The 18,251-nt window shown below is 59.0% G+C and carries 16 protein-coding genes and 6 tRNA genes; 2 read left to right on the top strand and 20 right to left on the bottom strand.

Annotated elements, in window-relative coordinates; translation table 11 throughout:
• Window positions 1–231: 231 nt before the first annotated feature.
• A complete protein-coding gene (locus tag J0X03_RS17990; RefSeq protein ID WP_025301844.1) occupies window positions 232–714 on the top strand; it encodes a zinc ribbon-containing protein in 483 nt (160 codons plus the stop codon).
• Between the two features lie 40 nt (window positions 715–754).
• Here the strand turns inward: J0X03_RS17990 and J0X03_RS17985 are convergent, their stop codons facing one another.
• The 12 genes from J0X03_RS17985 to miaB form a co-directional block, all read right to left on the bottom strand.
• Window positions 755–1,459 carry an FMN-dependent NADH-azoreductase gene (locus tag J0X03_RS17985; protein WP_160204079.1) on the bottom strand — a complete coding sequence of 235 codons (705 nt, stop codon included), beginning with the start codon at window positions 1,457–1,459 and terminating at the stop codon, window positions 755–757.
• Between the two features lie 147 nt (window positions 1,460–1,606).
• Entirely contained in the window at window positions 1,607–2,539 is a 933-nt protein-coding gene (gene rihA, locus J0X03_RS17980) for a pyrimidine-specific ribonucleoside hydrolase RihA (RefSeq protein WP_149542883.1), read from the bottom strand.
• A gap of 113 nt (window positions 2,540–2,652) precedes the next feature.
• Window positions 2,653–3,378: an amino acid ABC transporter ATP-binding protein gene (locus J0X03_RS17975; RefSeq protein WP_004939983.1), complete on the bottom strand. Its 726-nt coding sequence runs from the start codon at window positions 3,376–3,378 to the stop codon at window positions 2,653–2,655.
• On the bottom strand, window positions 3,378–4,052 hold the full coding sequence (gene gltK / locus J0X03_RS17970; protein ID WP_015376945.1) for a glutamate/aspartate ABC transporter permease GltK: 675 nt from the start codon (window positions 4,050–4,052) through the stop codon (window positions 3,378–3,380). The genes J0X03_RS17975 and gltK overlap by 1 nt, the downstream gene beginning before the upstream one ends.
• Window positions 4,052–4,792 carry an amino acid ABC transporter permease gene (locus J0X03_RS17965; protein ID WP_004939979.1) on the bottom strand — a complete coding sequence of 247 codons (741 nt, stop codon included), beginning with the start codon at window positions 4,790–4,792 and terminating at the stop codon, window positions 4,052–4,054. Before J0X03_RS17965 ends, gltK begins: the two co-directional genes overlap by 1 nt.
• A 216-nt stretch (window positions 4,793–5,008) precedes the next feature.
• Window positions 5,009–5,905: an amino acid ABC transporter substrate-binding protein gene (locus J0X03_RS17960; protein ID WP_033642166.1), complete on the bottom strand. Its 897-nt coding sequence runs from the start codon at window positions 5,903–5,905 to the stop codon at window positions 5,009–5,011.
• Between the two features lie 395 nt (window positions 5,906–6,300).
• Entirely contained in the window at window positions 6,301–7,830 is a 1,530-nt protein-coding gene (gene lnt / locus J0X03_RS17955) for an apolipoprotein N-acyltransferase (protein WP_089191293.1), read from the bottom strand.
• Window positions 7,831–7,837: 7 nt separating this feature from the next.
• Window positions 7,838–8,716: a CNNM family magnesium/cobalt transport protein CorC gene (gene corC, locus J0X03_RS17950; protein WP_004939973.1), complete on the bottom strand. Its 879-nt coding sequence runs from the start codon at window positions 8,714–8,716 to the stop codon at window positions 7,838–7,840.
• 84 nt (window positions 8,717–8,800) lie between these two features.
• A complete protein-coding gene (ybeY, locus tag J0X03_RS17945; protein WP_004939970.1) occupies window positions 8,801–9,274 on the bottom strand; it encodes an rRNA maturation RNase YbeY in 474 nt (157 codons plus the stop codon).
• Window positions 9,271–10,302: a PhoH family protein gene (locus J0X03_RS17940; RefSeq protein WP_170853105.1), complete on the bottom strand. Its 1,032-nt coding sequence runs from the start codon at window positions 10,300–10,302 to the stop codon at window positions 9,271–9,273. The genes ybeY and J0X03_RS17940 overlap by 4 nt, the downstream gene beginning before the upstream one ends.
• A 258-nt stretch (window positions 10,303–10,560) precedes the next feature.
• Entirely contained in the window at window positions 10,561–10,896 is a 336-nt protein-coding gene (locus tag J0X03_RS17935; protein WP_004939967.1) for a zinc ribbon domain-containing protein YjdM, read from the bottom strand.
• Between the two features lie 120 nt (window positions 10,897–11,016).
• Window positions 11,017–12,441, bottom strand: coding sequence for a tRNA (N6-isopentenyl adenosine(37)-C2)-methylthiotransferase MiaB (miaB, locus tag J0X03_RS17930; RefSeq protein ID WP_033642169.1), 1,425 nt, complete (start codon window positions 12,439–12,441; stop codon window positions 11,017–11,019).
• 197 nt (window positions 12,442–12,638) lie between these two features.
• On the opposite strand from miaB, the gene ubiF reads away from it, so the two are divergent.
• Window positions 12,639–13,820, top strand: a complete 1,182-nt coding sequence (gene ubiF, locus J0X03_RS17925) for a 3-demethoxyubiquinol 3-hydroxylase (protein WP_033642170.1) — start codon at window positions 12,639–12,641, stop codon at window positions 13,818–13,820.
• A gap of 88 nt (window positions 13,821–13,908) precedes the next feature.
• Here the strand turns inward: ubiF and J0X03_RS17920 are convergent.
• The 8 genes from J0X03_RS17920 to chiC all read right to left on the bottom strand — a co-directional run bounded on the left by J0X03_RS17920 (window position 13,909) and on the right by chiC (window position 18,117).
• Window positions 13,909–13,983 (bottom strand) — tRNA-Gln (locus J0X03_RS17920).
• A gap of 4 nt (window positions 13,984–13,987) precedes the next feature.
• Window positions 13,988–14,064 (bottom strand) — tRNA-Met (locus tag J0X03_RS17915).
• Window positions 14,065–14,105: 41 nt separating this feature from the next.
• Window positions 14,106–14,180 (bottom strand) — tRNA-Gln (locus J0X03_RS17910).
• A gap of 44 nt (window positions 14,181–14,224) precedes the next feature.
• Window positions 14,225–14,299 (bottom strand) — tRNA-Gln (locus tag J0X03_RS17905).
• Between the two features lie 30 nt (window positions 14,300–14,329).
• Window positions 14,330–14,414: transfer RNA gene (locus J0X03_RS17900), tRNA-Leu, on the bottom strand.
• A gap of 16 nt (window positions 14,415–14,430) precedes the next feature.
• Window positions 14,431–14,507 (bottom strand) — tRNA-Met (locus J0X03_RS17895).
• Between the two features lie 218 nt (window positions 14,508–14,725).
• Window positions 14,726–16,390: an asparagine synthase B gene (gene asnB, locus J0X03_RS17890; RefSeq protein ID WP_044031765.1), complete on the bottom strand. Its 1,665-nt coding sequence runs from the start codon at window positions 16,388–16,390 to the stop codon at window positions 14,726–14,728.
• A gap of 284 nt (window positions 16,391–16,674) precedes the next feature.
• Window positions 16,675–18,117: a chitinase ChiC gene (gene chiC / locus J0X03_RS17885; RefSeq protein ID WP_160204080.1), complete on the bottom strand. Its 1,443-nt coding sequence runs from the start codon at window positions 18,115–18,117 to the stop codon at window positions 16,675–16,677.
• Window positions 18,118–18,251: the final 134 nt, after the last annotated feature.

Genomic DNA, 18,251 nt, shown 5'->3' with positions numbered 1-18,251 from the left:
TGAACATTTAGTATTCGTAGATCCGCATAGCATAGCTGATAAGACCTCCCGGCAACAACTCCAAGCGCCTGACTCGGCGCATTTAAAAAAAACGCCGCCATGACGCGGCTCACAACCTGCGGATCCCGCGTCTTGCCAAGTGACATCAGTCATTTACGGCTAAAATAAGAACAAGTAGCTTAAGGGTATCCCCATGGCCAAGTCCGGCGCAGCGTTTATCGAGGAGAGTCTATGAACAAGGTTGCTCAGTATTACCGCGAATTGGTGGCATCGCTGACCGAACGTCTGAAAAACGGCGAACGCGATATCGACGAACTGGTGGCCAGCGCGGAGCGGCGGTTGAACGAGGCCGAAGATCTGACGCGCGACGAGGTGCGGCAGGTGACGCAGGCGGTGCGGCGCGATCTGGAAGAGTTCGCCCGCAGCTATCAGGAAAGCCGGGACGAGTTTACCGACAGCGTGTTTATGCGGGTGATTAAGGAGAGCCTGTGGCAGGAACTGGCGGATATTACCGATAAAACCCAGTTGGAGTGGCGCGAGGTGTTCAAGGATGTCAGCCACCACGGCGTGTACCACAGCGGTGAAGTGGTGGGGCTGGGCAATCTGGTGTGCGAGCAGTGCCATTACCACCTGGCGTTCTACACGCCGGAGGTGCTGCCGCTCTGCCCGAAATGCGGTCACGACCAGTTCCAGCGTCGGCCATTTGAACCCTGATGACGTCCCCCGCCGCGGCGGGGAACGCTGACGTTTACCGTTAACGGAACAGTTTCTTCAGCAGGTTGCTCAGGAAACCGCCGCTGACGGCTTCTTGGGCGACGTTTGCCGGCGCCGGTGCGCTGGCCGGGACGGCGACGCCGGCCGGGATTTTCTGCGCGACCGCGATGCGGCTGTCCTGGGCGGCTTTCTCCGCCGCTTCCGGGCCGTAGGCGAAGCCTTCCGCCAGCACGAATTCAACGTCGGTGATGCCGATAAAGCCCAGGAACAGTTTCACGTACGGGGTGATCAGATCCGTCGGCGTGTCGGCGTGGATGCCGCCGCGGCTGGAGATGACGAACGCTTTTTTGCCCGTCACCAGCCCTTCGGCGCCGGCGGAGGTGTAGCGGAACGTCTGACCGGCGCGGGCGATCAGATCGAAGTAGATCTTCAGCTGCGTCGGGATGTTGAAGTTGTACATCGGGGCGCTGATGATCAGCGTGTCGTGCGACTTCAGCTCGGCAATCAGCTCATCGGACAGCGCCAGGGTGCTTTGCTGATGCGGCGTCAGCGGGTTGTCGCCTGCGGTAAAGCCGGCCATCACTTCGCCATCCAGCTCCGGCAGCGTTGGGTTAGCCAAGTCGCGCACGGTGAAGGTGTCTTCCGGGTGAGCTTCTCGCCATTGTTCAACAAAAAAATCGACTAATTTTCCAGACTGGGAATATTCACCCAGAATACTTGATTTCAGGACCAGTACGCGGCTCATTGGCTTATCTCCAGGCGAAGTGTAATCGGTAACGATGTCAATCGGTGTAAACGCATGGTAGAGGCAAGCCATCAACAGTGATAGCGCAAAAATTCGCTGAGTTAAATCAAAAAAGTTGAATGAGGGCGCGAGCGCGCCCCGAGAGGATCAATAACGCGCGACGCGCTCAGCCAGCAGATCGATAAAGCCTGCGCGATCGATGCCGGTCAGCACTTCCACGTTGGCCGTGTTGCCGGTTTGCTGGAAATAGTCCACCACCGTCATGCCGACGGTGTACTCCCCTTTGGTTTCCACACCGACCCAGCGTTCAACGCCGGTAAACAGCTGCGGCGCCAGCAGCCAGGCGATGGTGCAGGGATCGTGCATCGCCGCGCCAGGCAGGCCGCGCGGGTGGCTGAGATACAGCGGCAGGTAAAAATCGAGCATCTCCGCGACCGCCTGCGCGACCGGATTGTCTATCTGGCGAATGCGCTCGATATCCTGCGGCAGCACCAGCGCTTGATGGGTGACGTTCAGCCCGGCCATGGTCAGCGGCACGCCGGATTTCAACACCATCTCGGCGGCTTCGGGATCGACGAAGATATTGAATTCCGCCACCGGCGTGGTATTGCCGGCATTCATGCCGCCGCCCATAAATACGATGCGCTCGATACGGCTTTTCAGCTCGGCATGCTGGGCCAACAGCAGGGCGATGTTGGTCATCGGGCCGGTCACCACCAGGGTGATTGGCTGCGGGCTGGCGCGCAGCAGGTCGGCGATCAGCTCGACGGCGCCGCGGGGATCGGGTTTGATTGTCGGCGTCGGCAGGTGGGTGTTGCCCATGCCGGTTTTGCCGTGGACATAGTCGGCGATCACCAGCTCGCGCATCAGCGGGCGAGCGGCGCCGGCGGCGACAGGGATGTCCTCGCGCTGCATCAGGGTCAACAGACCCAGCGCGTTGTGCAGGGTTTTTTCCGGCGTCTGGTTGCCGGCGGAGGTGGTGATGGCTTTGATGTCCAGCTCCGGCGAGCGCAGCGCCATAGCCAGCGCGATGGCGTCGTCGAGGCCGGGATCGCAATCGATGATAATAGGGCGGGGCATGTTCTTTCTCCTCTGTTTGTTATCCGGCGAGCATCGGATCAAAAACGAGGAGATACAAGCGCTTTTCGTGCCGGGAGAAAAGATGCGCCCCTGGCGGGGCGCATAGTGAGAACTTAGTGCAGGATCTTGGCGAGGAAGTCCTTGGCGCGATCGGACTCGGGGTTGTTGAAGAAATCGTCTTTGTTGCGGTCTTCGACGATTTTGCCTTCGTCCATAAAGATCACGCGGTTCGCCACCTTGCGGGCGAAGCCCATTTCGTGGGTCACCACCATCATGGTCATGCCTTCGTTCGCCAGCTCGACCATCACGTCCAGCACTTCGTTGATCATTTCCGGATCGAGCGCCGAGGTCGGTTCGTCGAACAGCATGGCGATCGGATCCATGCACAGCGCGCGGGCGATGGCGACGCGCTGTTGCTGGCCGCCGGAGAGCTGACCGGGGAACTTGTTGGCATGGGCGGACAGGCCGACGCGTTCCAGCAGCTTCAGGCCCTTCTCGCGTGAGGCGGTCTTGTCGCGCTTGAGCACTTTTACCTGCGCCAGCGTCAGGTTGTCGATAATGGACAGGTGCGGGAACAGTTCAAAGTGTTGGAACACCATGCCGACCTTGGCGCGCAGCTGCGCCAGGTTGGTTTTCTTGTCGTTAACGGGCGTGCCGTTCACCAGGATGCTTCCCTGCTGGATCGGCTCCAGGCCGTTGACGGTTTTGATCAGGGTGGACTTGCCGGAGCCTGAAGGACCGCAGACGACGACCACTTCGCCTTTTTTCACTTCGGTGGTGCAATCGGTCAACACTTGAAAGTGACCGTACCACTTGGAAACATTTTTCAGGGATATCATCAAACAGTCCTTTTCTTCAAATAGCTTACCAGCGCCGAGGCGGCGAGGCTGATAACAAAATAGACAAAGCCGGCGAACAGGATCATTTCAACCTGGGTGCCGTCGCGTTCGCCGATGGTCGATGCGGTGCGGAAGAAGTCGGCCAGGCTCAGTACGTAAACCAGCGAGGTATCCTGGAACAGGACGATGCCCTGGGTCAGCAGCAGTGGCACCATGGCGCGGAACGCCTGCGGCAGGATCACCAGCCGCATGGATTGCCAATGCGTCATGCCCAGCGCCAACGCGGCGGAGGATTGGCCGCGCGAGATGCTGATGATACCGGCGCGGATGATTTCCGAGTAATAGGCCGCTTCAAACAGGGAAAAGGCTACCATAGCCGAGATCAGGCGAATATCGGTTTTCGGCGACAGGCCTAGAACCTGTTGTAATAAGCTTGGAACCACCAGATAGAACCACAGCAGCACCATCACCAGCGGCACCGAGCGGAACAGGTTAACATACAGGGTGGCGAACCAGCTGATGGGCTTGAACGGCGACAGACGCATCACCGCCAGCACGGTGCCCCACAGAATGCCGACCACGATGGCGGTCACGGTGATCTTCAGCGTGATCGCCATGCCCTGCAGCAGATAAGGGAAGCTTGGGACGATCGACGCCCAGTCAAATTCGTACATTATTTACTCCCCAGGTTGCCAGGCAACTGCACTTTCTTTTCGACCAGACGCATAAACAGCATGATCACGGCGTTGATGCCGATATAAGCCAGCGTAATGGCAGTAAAGGATTCATAGGCGTGTGCGGAGTAATCCAACAGCTTGCCGGCCTGTGCGGCCATGTCCACCAGTCCGATGGTGGAGGCGATGGCGGAGTTTTTGACCAGGTTGAGCATCTCCGAGGTCATCGGCGGCACGATAACCCGGTAGGCGTTCGGCAACAGCACGTAGCGGTAGGTTTGCGGCAGCGTCAGGCCCATCGCCAACCCGGCGGCTTTCTGGCCGCGCGGCAGGGATTGAATGGCGGCGCGCACTTGCTCGCAAACGCGGGCGGCGGTAAACAGCCCCAGACAGAGCATGGAAGAGACGAAGAACTGCACGTTGGGATCCAGCTCGGTCTTGAACCAGGTGCCGATATTGGCCGGCAACAGCTCGGGGATCACCAGATACCAGGTAAAGAATTGCACGATCAGCGGCACGTTGCGGAACAGTTCGACGTAACAGGTGCCGAGAGTGGAAAGAAAGCGGTTGGGCACGGTACGCAAGATACCGAACAGCGAACCGACGAAGAAAGCGATAATCCATGCACAGACGGAGAGGGCCACCGTGACCTGAAAGCCGGACCAGATCCAGCCGAGGTAAGTGGTGTTCCCAAACGGGGCCTGCTGCAGGAAGATACCCCAGTTCCAATCTATTGACATAACAAACTCCGATAAACGGGCGCAGGGCGCCGAAGAGTGATGACTTGATAGGCGCCGATCGCCGTGCGGCCAGTCGGGCTGGCTTGTTGTGTGCGGAGATCGGTGACGCGCCTTGGGGAAAATGAGGGAGGGGAACGGCCCCCCTCATTCCTGTCTGTCCCAGTCATCAACTGGGCCGGTTTGGCTTGGCGGCCGCCCCGGCTTTATTCTATTGAGTTAGTTCAACGCTTTGTCGTTAGGCGCTTTGAACAGTTGCTTCATGTCGTCCGACAGCTCGAAGTTCATGTTGAGGTTTTTCGGTGGGATAGGCTGCTTGAACCATTTATCAAACCACTTGGCCGCTTCACCGGAGGTTTGCGCCTGGGCGATAGTGTCATCGACCAGTTTCTTGAACTCAGGATCGTCTTTACGCAGCATGCAACCGTAGGCTTCTTTCGACTGCGGCGTGCCGATGATTTCCCATTGATCCGGCTTCTTGGCTTTGGCGCGCTCGCCCGCCAGCAGGGCGTCATCCATCATGAAGGCCACCGCGCGGCCGCTTTCCAGGGTGCGGAAGGAGTCGCCGTGGTCTTTGGCGCTGATGATGCGCATGTTCATTTTGTCGCTGTCGTTCAGTTTGTTCAGCAACACTTCGGACGTGGTGCCGGAGGTGACCACCACCGGTTTGCCGGCCAGGTCTTTAAAGTCTTTGATGTCGGAGCCTTTCTTCACCAGCAGGCGGGTGCCGACCACAAAGATGGTGTCGGAGAAGGCGGCCTGTTTCTGGCGCTCTACGTTATTGGTGGTAGAACCGCATTCGAAGTCATAGGTGCCGTTTTGCAGCAGCGGGATGCGGTTCTGCGAGGTAATCGGCAGCATTTTCACCTGCAGATTCGGTGCATTCAGCTTTTTCTTAACGGCTTCAACGATTTGGTTGGAGTAGTCCTGAGAGTAGCCCACAACTTTTTGCTGGTTGTCGTAGTAGGAAAAGGGCACAGACGATTCGCGGTGGCCGACAACGATAACGCCGTTGTCTTTGATTTTCTTCAGCGTACCGGTCAGGTCTTCCGCGTGCGCCACGCTACCTGCCATACCGAGCAGCAGTAACGATAACGCCAATTTACGCATTTGCATGGTCCAACTCCTTTGCTGTTGTGGTGGCTCTGACTAAAGAGCGTCAGGTTTAAATCGACTATTTATTGCTCAGGTTATAAAGATAGTCTTAGAACGGATAGCCGTTAAAAAATAACCGATTGTGAATATCTTGAAACTAAAATGTTTCATTTTTTGAGACGCCGCGCGCACCAAATCAATGCAACCAAACCCCGATGCACCTGCATGGTGCGTTCGGCGCCTCCAAAATGTGCACGGGTGCGACAAAACGTCAGCAAAAGTTAACCGACGTGCGATGTCACCTTAGATAAAGCAAGGAGTGTGCCAGCCGCGTTGATTTAACGACGTTTTTTGACCGAGGTGGGGGAACGTTTACGGAAACGCGGGGCGCGGCGGGCGCGCCCCGGCGAACAGGACTATTTGCGGCGCAGGCCCAACATCAGCGCCCAACCGCCCAGCAACAGGGTGATCACCCACAGCGGCGCGGCGCCGAAACGCGCGTAAGGCGTGACGCCGGTGGTCGGTGTGACCTTCACTTCAAGCACCTGACGAGTGAACTGCGGGATCTCGGCGATCACGTCGCCGTTCGCGTCCACTGCGGCGGTGACGCCGTTGTTGGTGCTGCGCAGCAGCGGCCGGCCCAGTTCCAGCGCCCGCATGCGCGCCATCTGGAAGTGCTGCCATGGGCCGATGGAGTGGCCGAACCAGGCGTCGTTGGAGATGGTCAGCAGGAAGTTGGTGTCCGGGCGGAAGTTATCGCGCACCTGCTGGCCCAACACGATTTCGTAGCAAATGGCCGCCGTCAGGTTGTAGCCGCGTACGCTGAGCTGCGGTTGTACGTAGTCGCCGCGGCTGAAGGAGGACATCGGCAGGTCGAAGAACGGCGCCAGCGGCCGCAGCAGCGTCTCCAGCGGTACGAACTCGCCGAACGGCACCAGGTGGTGCTTGTTGTAGCGATCGTTGGCCGGGTACCTGTACGGCGTCGGTTCACCGAGCACGATGGCGCTGTTGTAGATTTGCTGGCCCTGCGGCGTGGCGCGCACGTCGACGATGCCGGTGATGAGGCTGCTGTTCTTCGCCCGCATCAGGTCGTCCATCATCGTCAGGAAACCGTTCTGATTGGCTTCATAATCCGGGATGGCGGATTCCGGCCAGATGACGATCGGTGCCTTACCCATGTAGGGACGGGTTTCGTCCAGATAGGTTTGCAGCGTGCTGACCAGCGCTTTCGGATCCCATTTCATCGATTGAGCGATGTTGCCTTGCACCATGGCGACATTCACCGCTTTATCCGTCTGCGGAGTAAACCACTGCAGCTGGCGCAGCGGCCATGGCAACAGCAGCAGCGCGGCGGCGATCACCGCCGCCGAGAGGCGGCGCTGATTGACGGCGTACACCAGCAGGCCGGCGATGGCCATCAGCACAAAGGTGATGGCGTCGACGCCCAGCAGCGGCGCGATGCCTTTCAGCGGGCCGTTGATCTGGCTATAGCCGAACTGCAGCCACGGGAAGCCGGTCAGCACCCAGCCGCGCAGGAATTCCGTGACCTGCCACAGCGCCGGCGCGGCGATGGCCAGCCGCCACCAGCGGGTAGCCGGCCACAGGCGGGTCAGCAGCCCGGCGAACAGCCCGGTATACAGCGACAGGTAAGCGGCGAGCAGCGCCACCAGGAAGACGTTGACGGCGAAGGGCATGCCGCCGAAATCGGCGATGCTGACATACACCCAGTTGATGCCGCTGCCGAACAACCCGAAGCCCCAGACAAAGCCGAGCAGGGCGGACTGTTTGGTGGTGCGATTGAGGGTAACGGCCAGCAGGCCGAACAGGGAGACGATGGCCGCGGGCCAGAAATCGTAGGGCGAGAACGCCAGCGTCCCGCCGGCACCTGACAACAGCGCCAGCAGGGCGCGAACCCACTGGCGTTCAAGTAATGAGGCTTTAGCCATGTTGGATTTAATCTTCCAGTTTCGGTGGTGGAGAGTCGTCCGGAATTTTTACATGAACCTGGATGATACGTCGACTGTCTGCCATGGCAACTTTAAATAGGTAACCTTCGATTTCAATGGTTTCCCCGCGTGCAGGCAGATGGCCGAAGGCTTGCATCACCAAACCGCCGATGGTATCGACCTCGTCGTCGCTGAAATGGGTGCCGAAGGCTTCGTTGAAGTCTTCGATCGGTGCCAGCGCGCGTACGGTGTACATGTGGCGGCTGAGCTGGCGGATATCCAGATCGTCTTCGTCGTCGTATTCGTCTTCGATCTCGCCGACGATCAGTTCCAGAATGTCTTCGATGGTGACCAGGCCGGACACGCCGCCGAATTCGTCAATGACAATCGCCATGTGGTAGCGCTGGGAGCGGAACTCTTTCAACATCCGGTCGACGCGCTTGCTTTCCGGCACCACCACCGCGGTGCGCAGCACTTTGTCGATGCTGAACGGCTCGGAGTCTGCGCGCATGAACGGCAGCAGATCCTTGGCCATCAGGATGCCTTCGATGTGATCTTTGTCTTCGCTGATCACCGGGAAGCGCGAGTGGGCGGAGTCGATAATCACGTCCAGGCACTCTTCCAGCGTCTGGTTGCGCTTGAGCGTCACCATCTGGGAGCGAGGGATCATGATGTCGCGCACGCGCTGTTCGGCGATATCCATCACGCCTTCCAGCATGTCGCGGGTATCGGGATCGATCAGGTCGTTTTGTTCGGAATCACGGATCAGCTCGACCAGATCGCCACGGTTTTTGGGTTCGCCGTGGAACAGCTGGTTAAGGATAAGAGTAAAGAACCCCTTCTTGGGACTGGGGCTGTCATTGCTTTGTGAATGGTCGTCGCTCATGGCGTTTTCGTTACTGTCACTCATGTCAGAGTTAAGGGGCGTCAGCGACAGCCCCGTTAGGGGCTGTAAGGTAAACGGCTGACGTCAGACGGGGTCTTTTTCCGCCAGGTACGGATCAGGATAGCCCAGTCCGTGCATGATTTCGGTTTCCAAAGACTCCATTTCTTCGGCTTCATCGTCTTCGATGTGGTCATACCCTAGCAGATGAAGGCTGCCGTGGACAACCATATGCGCCCAGTGGGCCTCCAGCGCCTTGCCTTGCTCAATCGCTTCCTGTTCAACCACCTGGCGGCAGATGATCAGATCGCCGAGCAGCGGCAGTTCGATGCCCGGCGGAGCCTCGAACGGGAAAGAGAGCACGTTGGTCGGCTTGTCTTTGCCGCGATAGGTCAGGTTCAGCTCGTGGCTTTCCGCTTCGTCCACCAGACGTACGGTCACCTCGGCCTCTTCCTGAAATTGCGGCAGCACGCCTTCCAGCCAGCGCTGGAACGTGGCTTCATCCGGCAGGCCGTCGCTGCTTTCACAGGCAATCTGCAGATCCAAAATCACCTGACTCATGGTGTCTCCTGCTCGGAGGCGGCGAGCGCCTCGCGCTTACGTTGTTCGGCAATTGCGTCTTTGCGTTTCTGTTCGGCCGCTTCCCAGGCCTCATAAGCGATGACCACGCGGGCCACCACCGGGTGGCGCACCACGTCTTCGCTGTGGAAGAAGTTGAAGCTCAGTTCTTCCACGTCCGACAGCACTTCCACCGCGTGGCGCAGGCCGGATTTCTGGTTGCGCGGCAGGTCGATCTGGGTGACGTCGCCGGTGATGACCGCCTTAGAGTTGAAGCCGATGCGCGTCAGGAACATCTTCATCTGCTCGATGGTGGTGTTCTGGCTCTCATCCAGAATGATAAAGGCATCGTTCAGCGTACGGCCGCGCATATAGGCCAGCGGCGCGACTTCGATCACGTTGCGCTCAATGAGCTTCTCCACGCGCTCGAAGCCCAGCATTTCGAACAGGGCGTCGTACAGCGGGCGCAGATAAGGATCAACCTTCTGGCTCAGATCGCCCGGCAGGAAGCCCAGCTTTTCGCCGGCTTCGACCGCGGGACGGGTCAGCAGAATGCGGCGAATTTCCTGGCGTTCCAGCGCATCCACCGCGGCGGCGACCGCCAGGTAGGTTTTGCCGGTACCGGCCGGGCCGATGCCGAAGGTGATGTCGTGATCGAGAATGTTGGCGATGTACTGCGCCTGGTTAGGCGTGCGCGGTTTCACCATGCCGCGCTTGGTTTTGATGGTGACCGCCTTGCCGTAATCCGGCACGCTGTCCGCCACCTGTTCCAGCACCCGGCTCTCTTTGATCGCCAGATGGATTTGCTCCGGATCGATATCCGGGATCACGCCGCGAATCGGCGCGGTATCCACGTACAGATGGCGCAGGATATCGGCGGCGGCGACCACGCACAGGTTTTTGCCGACCAGCTTGAAGCGGTTGTCGCGACGATTGATTTCGATGCCCAATCGGCGCTCGAGTTGCTTGATGTTGTCATCAAACGGGCCGCACAGGCTGAGCAAACGCTTGTTGTCTGCGGGCTCCAACATAATTTCTTGTGTTGCGACGTTCAAACTATTCCTCTAGGTCACATCGGGCCTGGTTGATGTCACATAGCGCGTCCGGGACGCGCGCGTTCAGGGCGAGCCTGAATACTCTCTTTCTTGAATTATTCATGGTGCGCCGCAACGGCGCAAGTTTACCGCTGATCTATCTGTGCGCCGTCGGCGGAATTCAAGGGAAGATAAGGAAAAAACGCGGCGGGGCGCAAAGCCCGCCGCGTCATCACAGAACAAGGCCGCCGAGAATCAGTTCTTTTTCACGAACTCGGATTTCAGTTTCATCGGGCCGAAGCCGTCGATTTTGCAGTCGATGTTGTGGTCGCCTTCCACCAGACGAATGTTTTTCACCTTGGTGCCGATCTTCAGCATCGAGGAGCTGCCTTTAACCTTCAGGTCCTTGATCACGGTGACCGCGTCGCCGTCTGCCAGCAGGTTGCCGTTGGCGTCTTTGACGATCAGCGCGTCCTGATCTTCCGCCGGGGCGCTGTCGCTCCACTCGTGGGCGCACTCAGGGCAGATGAACAGGGCATTGTCCTGGTAGGTGTATTCGGAGTTGCACTTCGGGCAGTGTGGGAGTTGCATGTTATGTCGCCTCTTCAACAATAAAAAATAAAAAAAAGAACATCACCGGGCGTGGACGCCCGGCGGAGAAACGGTAAGGAGTAGCGCGAACGGGCGGCGATAATGCGGGCCGCCGCGGCGTCAGGGCTGGTAAATGCCGACGCCCAGCGCGTTTTCTTTGCGGGTACGGGCGATCACCGACTGCGGGGATTCATGTACGCGCAGATCCATCTGCTGTTCGGTGCGCACCACTGCGCCACGCAGGGTGTTGGTCAGCACCTCGGTAATTTCCACGTCGACAAACTGGCCGATCATGTCGGGCGTGCCTTCGAAGTTTACCACACGGTTGCACTCCGTGCGCCCGGCCAGCTCCATCACGCTTCTGCGCGAGGTGCCTTCCACCAGAATGCGCTGGACGGTGCCGAGCATGCGGCGGCTGAACTGCAGCGCCTGCTGGTTGATGCGATCCTGCAGAATATACAGCCGCTGTTTTTTCTCTTCTTCGCTGACGTCGTCAACCATGTCTGCCGCCGGCGTACCGGGGCGAGACGAATAGATGAAGCTGAAGCTGACGTCGAAGTTGACGTCGGCGATCAGGTTCATGGTTTGTTCGAAGTCGGCCTGGCTCTCGCCCGGGAAACCGACGATGAAGTCGGAGCTGAGCTGGATGTTCGGGCGCGCCTTGCGCAGCTTGCGGATAATCGCCTTATACTCCAGCGCGGTATGGGCGCGTTTCATCATGGTCAGGATGCGATCCGAACCGCTCTGCACCGGCAGGTGCAGGAAGCTGACCAGCTCCGGCGTGTCTTCGTACACCGCGATGATGTCGTCGGTGAACTCGATAGGGTGGCTGGTGGTGAAGCGAATGCGATCGATGCCGTCGATGGCGGCCACCAGGCGCAGCAGTTCGGCGAACGAGCAGATATCGCCGTCATGCGTGGCGCCGCGGTACGCGTTGACGTTTTGGCCGAGCAGGTTGACTTCGCGCACGCCCTGCGCCGCCAGTTGGGCGATTTCGAACAGCACGTCGTCGCTCGGGCGGCTCACTTCCTCGCCGCGGGTGTATGGCACCACGCAGAAAGTGCAGTATTTGTTGCAGCCTTCCATGATCGACACGAACGCGGTCGGGCCTTCGGCGCGCGGCTCCGGCAGGCGGTCGAACTTTTCGATCTCAGGGAAACTGATATCGACCACCGGGCTGCGGGTGCCCTGAACGTGGTTGATCATTTCCGGCAGGCGGTGCAGGGTCTGCGGGCCGAATACCACGTCGACGCAAGGCGCGCGGCTGCGGATCAGTTCGCCTTCTTGCGAGGCCACGCAACCGCCGACGCCGATGATGACAGACGGGTTCTTCTCTTTCAGCAAGCGCCAGCGCCCCAGCATGGCGAAAACTTTTTCCTGCGCTTTTTCACGGATCGAGCAGGTATTCAGCAACAGCACGTCCGCTTCCTCGGCGTTGTCGGTCCACTCGAAGCCGTGCGTGCTGTTCAACAGGTCGGCCATTTTCGATGAATCGTACTCATTCATCTGGCAGCCCCAGGTTTTGATATGTAGTTTTTTCGTCATTGACTTGCCATTACTCAGTGCGGAGCGAAAGTTGCGTTACGCGACATGCAGGGCGCGTATTGTAATCATTTGCCGCCGTTGTGACCAGCGCGGGGGAAAATGGCATGCAACCTGAAGCCGAAGCGAAAATCCGGTACACTGCGCAAAACGCCATGTCGGGTGGGATGGCGAGCATTCACATAGAAAACATAGCCAATATGAAGACATCTCAAAATCGGTACGACGCGGTGGTGGTGGGCGGCGGCATGGTCGGCGCGGCGGCGGCTCTGGGCCTGGCGCAGGCGGGCTGGTCGGTGGCGTTGCTGGAACATCAGGCGCCGCAGGCGTTCGAGGCGCAAAGCCCGCCGGACCTGCGCATTTCCGCTATCGGCTGCACCTCGGTGGGGCTGCTGAAACAGCTCGGCGCCTGGCCCGCCGTGACGGCGATGCGCACGGTGCCGTATCGCCGGCTGGAGACCTGGGAATGGGCGTCGTCGCGCGTGGCGTTCGATGCGCTATCGCTGGGGCTGCCGGAGTTGGGCTTTATGGTGGAAAACCGCATTTTGCAGCTGGCGCTGTGGCAGCAGTTCGCACAGTGCGCCAATTTGACGCTGCTGTGCCCCGCCAGGCTGCAATCGCTGCAGCGGGCGGACAAGGCCTGGCAACTGACGCTGGACAGCGGTGAAACGCTGCAGGCGCGGCTGGTTGTCGGCGCCGACGGCGCCAACTCGCAGGTGCGCAAGCTGGCGGCGATCGGCACCAACGGCTGGCAGTATCGTCAGGCGTGCATGTTGATCACCGTCGATACCGGCGCGCCGCAGCAGGATGTGACCTGGCAGCGCTTCTTCCCGTCAGGGCCGCGCGCTTTCCTGCCGCTGTACGACAGCTGGGCGTCGCTGGTGTGGTATGACAGCCCGCAGCGCATTCGCCAACTGCAGGCGATGCCGCCGGCGCAGCTGGAGCGCGAGATCGCCGCTGCTTTTCCGGCGCGACTGGGCCCGGTCAAGGTGCATGCCGCCGGATCGTTCCCGTTGACGCGCCGTCATGCGCAGCGCTACGTGCTGCCGGGCCTGGCGCTGCTGGGCGATGCGGCGCATACCATCAATCCGCTGGCCGGGCAGGGCGTCAATCTGGGGTATCGCGATGTGGATGCCTTGCTGAACGTGCTGAGCGAGGCGCGAGAGCAGGGAGAAGACTGGAGCGGCGAGGCGGTGCTGCTGCGCTATCAACGCCGCCGCCGTACCGACAATCTGTTGATGCAGAGCGGCATGGATCTGTTCTATACCGCCTTCAGCAATAACCTGGCGCCGCTGACCGTGGCGCGCAATCTGGCGCTGATGGCCGCGCAGCGGGCGGGCAAGCTGAAAGAGCATGCGTTGAAGTACGCCTTGGGATTGTAACCGACAGGGCTCAGCGGTGGCTGGGCCTATTTAAGGTTGGCTGAACGGCAGACAGCAAAAAGCCCGCCGAAGCGGGCTTTTCTAAATATGGCTGGGGTGCCAGGATTCGAACCTGGGTATGCTGGTATCAGAAACCAGAGCCTTACCGCTTGGCGACACCCCAATTATGGTGGCTACGACGGGATTTGAACCTGTGACCCCATCATTATGAGTGATGTGCTCTAACCAGCTGAGCTACGTAGCCGATGTTACTTTTTACTTCTTTGATTTGCAAGCAGTTTGTTATGGCTGGGGTACCTGGATTCGAACCAGGGAATGCCGGTATCAAAAACCGGTGCCTTACCGCTTGGCGATACCCCACCTGCAAACAAATCTTATGTTGAAACCCCATTCCCGAAAGAATATGGCTGGGGTACCTGGATTCGAACCAGGGAATGCCGGTATCAAAAACCGGTGCCTTACCGCTTGGCGATACCCCATCAACATACTGCGCCGACGATGAAGAGAAATGGTGCGGGAGGCGAGACTTGAACTCGCACACCTTGCGGCGCCAGAACCTAAATCTGGTGCGTCTACCAATTTCGCCACTCCCGCAAATACAAAAAAGAGATGGTGGCTACGACGGGATTCGAACCTGTGACCCCATCATTATGAGTGATGTGCTCTAACCAGCTGAGCTACGTAGCCCTCTTTTTTTGCTTTGCCTTCATCGGCGTTGCGGGGCGCATTATGCGTATATGACCGATTTGCGTCAACAAGTTTTTTCCCGAAAAAGTGCCGGGAAGCGCCGTTTGTCTGGGTTGTGAACATTATGGCGATAAAATCGGCAATTCAGGCAGTTGGCAGGGGGGAAAGGCAACAAAAAGGCGGGCCAAAAGGCCCGCCTTGGGGAAAACGCCGCGCGATTATTTATAGGCGGCCTGGTGCACGCCGACGGCGCGGCCGGAAGGATCGTCCATCTTCTTGAACGATTCGTCCCATTCGATGGCCTTGGCGGACGAACAGGCGACGGACGGGCCGCCCGGCACGCATTCGGCGGCGCTCGGCAGCGGGAACAGCTCCTCGAAGATCTCGCGGTACAGGTAGCCTTCTTTCGAGGTCGGCGTGTTGTACGGGAAGCGGAAACGCGCGGTTTCGAGCTGTTGATCGCTGATTTGCTGCGCAGCGACTTCTTTTAGCGTGTCGATCCAGCTGTAGCCGACGCCGTCGGAGAACTGCTCTTTTTGGCGCCAGGCCACGCTGGCCGGCAAATAGGACTCGAAACATTCGCGGACGATGTGTTTTTCCATTTTGCCGTTGCCGCACATTTTATCTTTCGGGTTGATGCGCATCGCCACGTCGAGGAATTTCTTGTCCAGGAACGGCACGCGGGCCTCAACGCCCCAGGCGGACATCGCCTTGTTGGCGCGCGCGCAGTCGAACATATGCAGCGCCAGCAGCTTGCGCACGGTCTCTTCGTGGAATTCGCGGGCGTCCGGCGCCTTATGGAAGTAAAGGTAGCCGCCGAACACTTCGTCCGCGCCTTCGCCGGAGAGCACCATCTTGATGCCCATCGCCTTGATTTTGCGCGACATCAGGTACATCGGCGTCGAGGCGCGAATGGTGGTGACGTCATAGGTTTCGATGTGGTAAATCACGTCGCGGATGGCGTCCAGGCCTTCCTGGACGGTGAAGTGGATCTCATGGTGCACGGTGCCCAGATGGTTGGCGACCTCCTGCGCGGCGCGCAGATCCGGCGAGCCTTCCAGGCCGACGGCGAAGGAGTGCAGCTGCGGCCACCAGGCTTCGCTGCGTTCCTGATCTTCCACGCGGCGCGCGGCGTACTTCTTGGTGATCGCCGAGATGACTGAGGAATCCAGCCCGCCCGACAGCAGCACGCCGTAAGGCACGTCGGACATCAGGTGGCTTTTCACCGACTCTTCCAGCGCGGTGCGCAAGGCGGCGGCGTCGGTCACGTTGTCTTTGACGCTGTCGTAATCGAACCAGTCGCGGCGATAGTATTCGCGGATCTGGCCGTCCTGGCTCCACAGGTAGCTGCCAGCCGGGAATTCCTTGATGGTGCGGCACACCGGCACCAGCGCTTTCATTTCCGAAGCGACGTACAGGTTGCCGTGCTCGTCGTGGCCCATGTACAGCGGGATGATGCCCAGGTGATCGCGGCCGATCAGGTAAGCGTCTTTTTCGGTGTCATACAGGGCGAAGGCGAACATGCCTTGCAGATCGTCGAGGAAGTCCGGGCCTTTCTCCTGGTACAGCGCCAGGATCACTTCACAGTCGGACCCGGTCTGGAACGCGTAGCGGTCGCTCAGCTGTTGGCGCAGCGCCTGGTGGTTGTAAATTTCGCCGTTGACCGCCAGAACGTGGGTGTGCGCGGCGTTATACAGCGGTTGAGCGCCGTTGTTGACGTCGACGATCGACAGGCGTTCGTGGGCCAAAATGGCTTTGTCGCTGGCATAAACGCCGGACCAATCCGGGCCGCGGTGGCGCATCAGGCGCGACAGCTCCAGCGCTTTCTTACGCAGTTCAACGGGATCGGACTTCAGATCGAGCACACCGAAAATAGAACACATACAACTCTCCTAACGGGCTTTCATGACTGTGATGTTGTTTTTTACTGTTATGGGCAGCATTGCCGATTCATCAGCGATAACGCGGTTTTGCTGCGCTGTGGTTATGAAAATGCGCCTAAAGCTGCAGGTGATGCAAGCGTTTTAGCCATACGCTGAGAAATAGTTGTTTGCGTGGCTGCGATTTTTAACGGATTTTCAGTTATTGGCGGGAAAAATTGGCGATTATGCAATTTTTAGCGTGATGACGGGATTGCCGGCCGGTTTGGCCGGCAATCGATTAGCGATTAGGCGATGAGCTGCCACAGGGTGAAGGCGGCGTCCGGCGTCCAGCCGGCGTTGGAGGTGTGCGCCTGGATACAGGTGTATTTCTTGCCTTTATAACTCACCACGTCGCCGGCTTTGTAGCTGTGGTTGTTCTGCCACTCGGGCGCCCCCGGATCGGGTGGCGTGCCGTCGTTGGCGGTTTTAACCGCCAGCGCGCTGCTCGGCAGCGAGGTATTGCCCTGGCTGTCGGTGGCGGTAACGAAGTAGCTGTACTGGGTGGCCGGGGTCAGGCCGCTGTCGGCCAGCGACAGGCCGGCGGTCTGGCCGATCGGGGTGCCGTTGCGGTAGACGGTGTAACTGGCGATCGGTAAGGCGCCGGTGGCGGCGGCCCAGCTCAGCTTCAGCGAGGTGGCGCCCAGATCGGCGACCGTCAGCGCCGTTGGTGCATTAGGTTTTCCCGGCGGTGGGGTAACGCCGCCCTGAATCAGCGGCGCGTAGCGGGTTTTGAATTCCCAGTTGTAGGCCACGCCGGCTTTGCTCTTGCCGTTGTCCCAGTTGATTGACCAGGTCATCAGGCCCTTGATCGACAGGTTCTTGGCGTCGAGACGGGAGAAGGCGTTATACACCGCCTGTTTATCGATCACGTAGCCGGTGGCGGCGGCGTCGTTGTTGCTCGGCAGGCCGATGACGAATTTCGCCGCCGGGATCTTCGCATAGCCGCGGGTGCCGGTGACCAGGCTTTCCGTCAGGTAGTAGAGGAAGTCCTCTTTCATGGCGTCGTTATTCTGCGTGATCCAGGCATTGAGTTCATCCACCCAAATACCGTCGCCGCCCTGGTTATAATATTGCGGCGCGATAAAGTCGTAATAGCCTTCGAGGGCGTTAATATAATCCAGGTAGGTGCCGTTGGTGCGTAAATACGGGAATTCCGGCGCCATGCTGATAATAAAGTTTTTCCCCTGCGCGGCGTAATAGTCTTTTACTTTTTTCAATGCCGCAGGCAAGACGGTTTTATTATTGGCTGCGCCGATTGCCGCCTGTTCCAAATCGATATCCAGGCCGTCGAAGCCATAGACTTCCACCAGACGAATAATCTCGTCTTTCAGCTTATCTTCGTCGCCGGTTTTCAGCTCGATATGCGCGTCTGCGCCGCCGAGGGAGATCAGCACCGCGCGGCCCTGGCTGTTCAGCACGTCCACCTGGCGGCGGAACTCGGCATCGGACAGGTTGTAAGGCTTGAAGGTCGGGATGCCCTGGCCTTTCATAAAGGCGACGGCCACCACGTTGTACTCGGCGGGAATGTCGGTCAGGTTCATATTGGTGAACTGGCCCTGCTGATAGCCGTCACTGGCGCCGGCGGCCCAGTTGTGCCAGAAACCCATCAGGATCTTTTTATTGGCGATAGACGGCATAATGGCCGCGTCATCGGCAGCGACGGCATTAATAGTGTTATTTGTGCTCATGGTAGCCTCATTAATTAGGGGTAAGGGTTTTTCGCTCGCCGGCAATATCAGCTATTGGCGGGGCGTAACGTTATAATGAGGATTTTTAACGCAGGCAGGCTGAAACCTTTTACGGCCATGAACGAATTAAATTC

The organism is Serratia ureilytica (assembly GCF_017309605.1).
GTDB classification, from domain to species: Bacteria; Pseudomonadota; Gammaproteobacteria; order Enterobacterales; family Enterobacteriaceae; genus Serratia; species Serratia ureilytica.
Note: the sequence above shows the minus strand (reverse complement) of the source record. Positions and strands in the feature narration are given on the sequence as shown.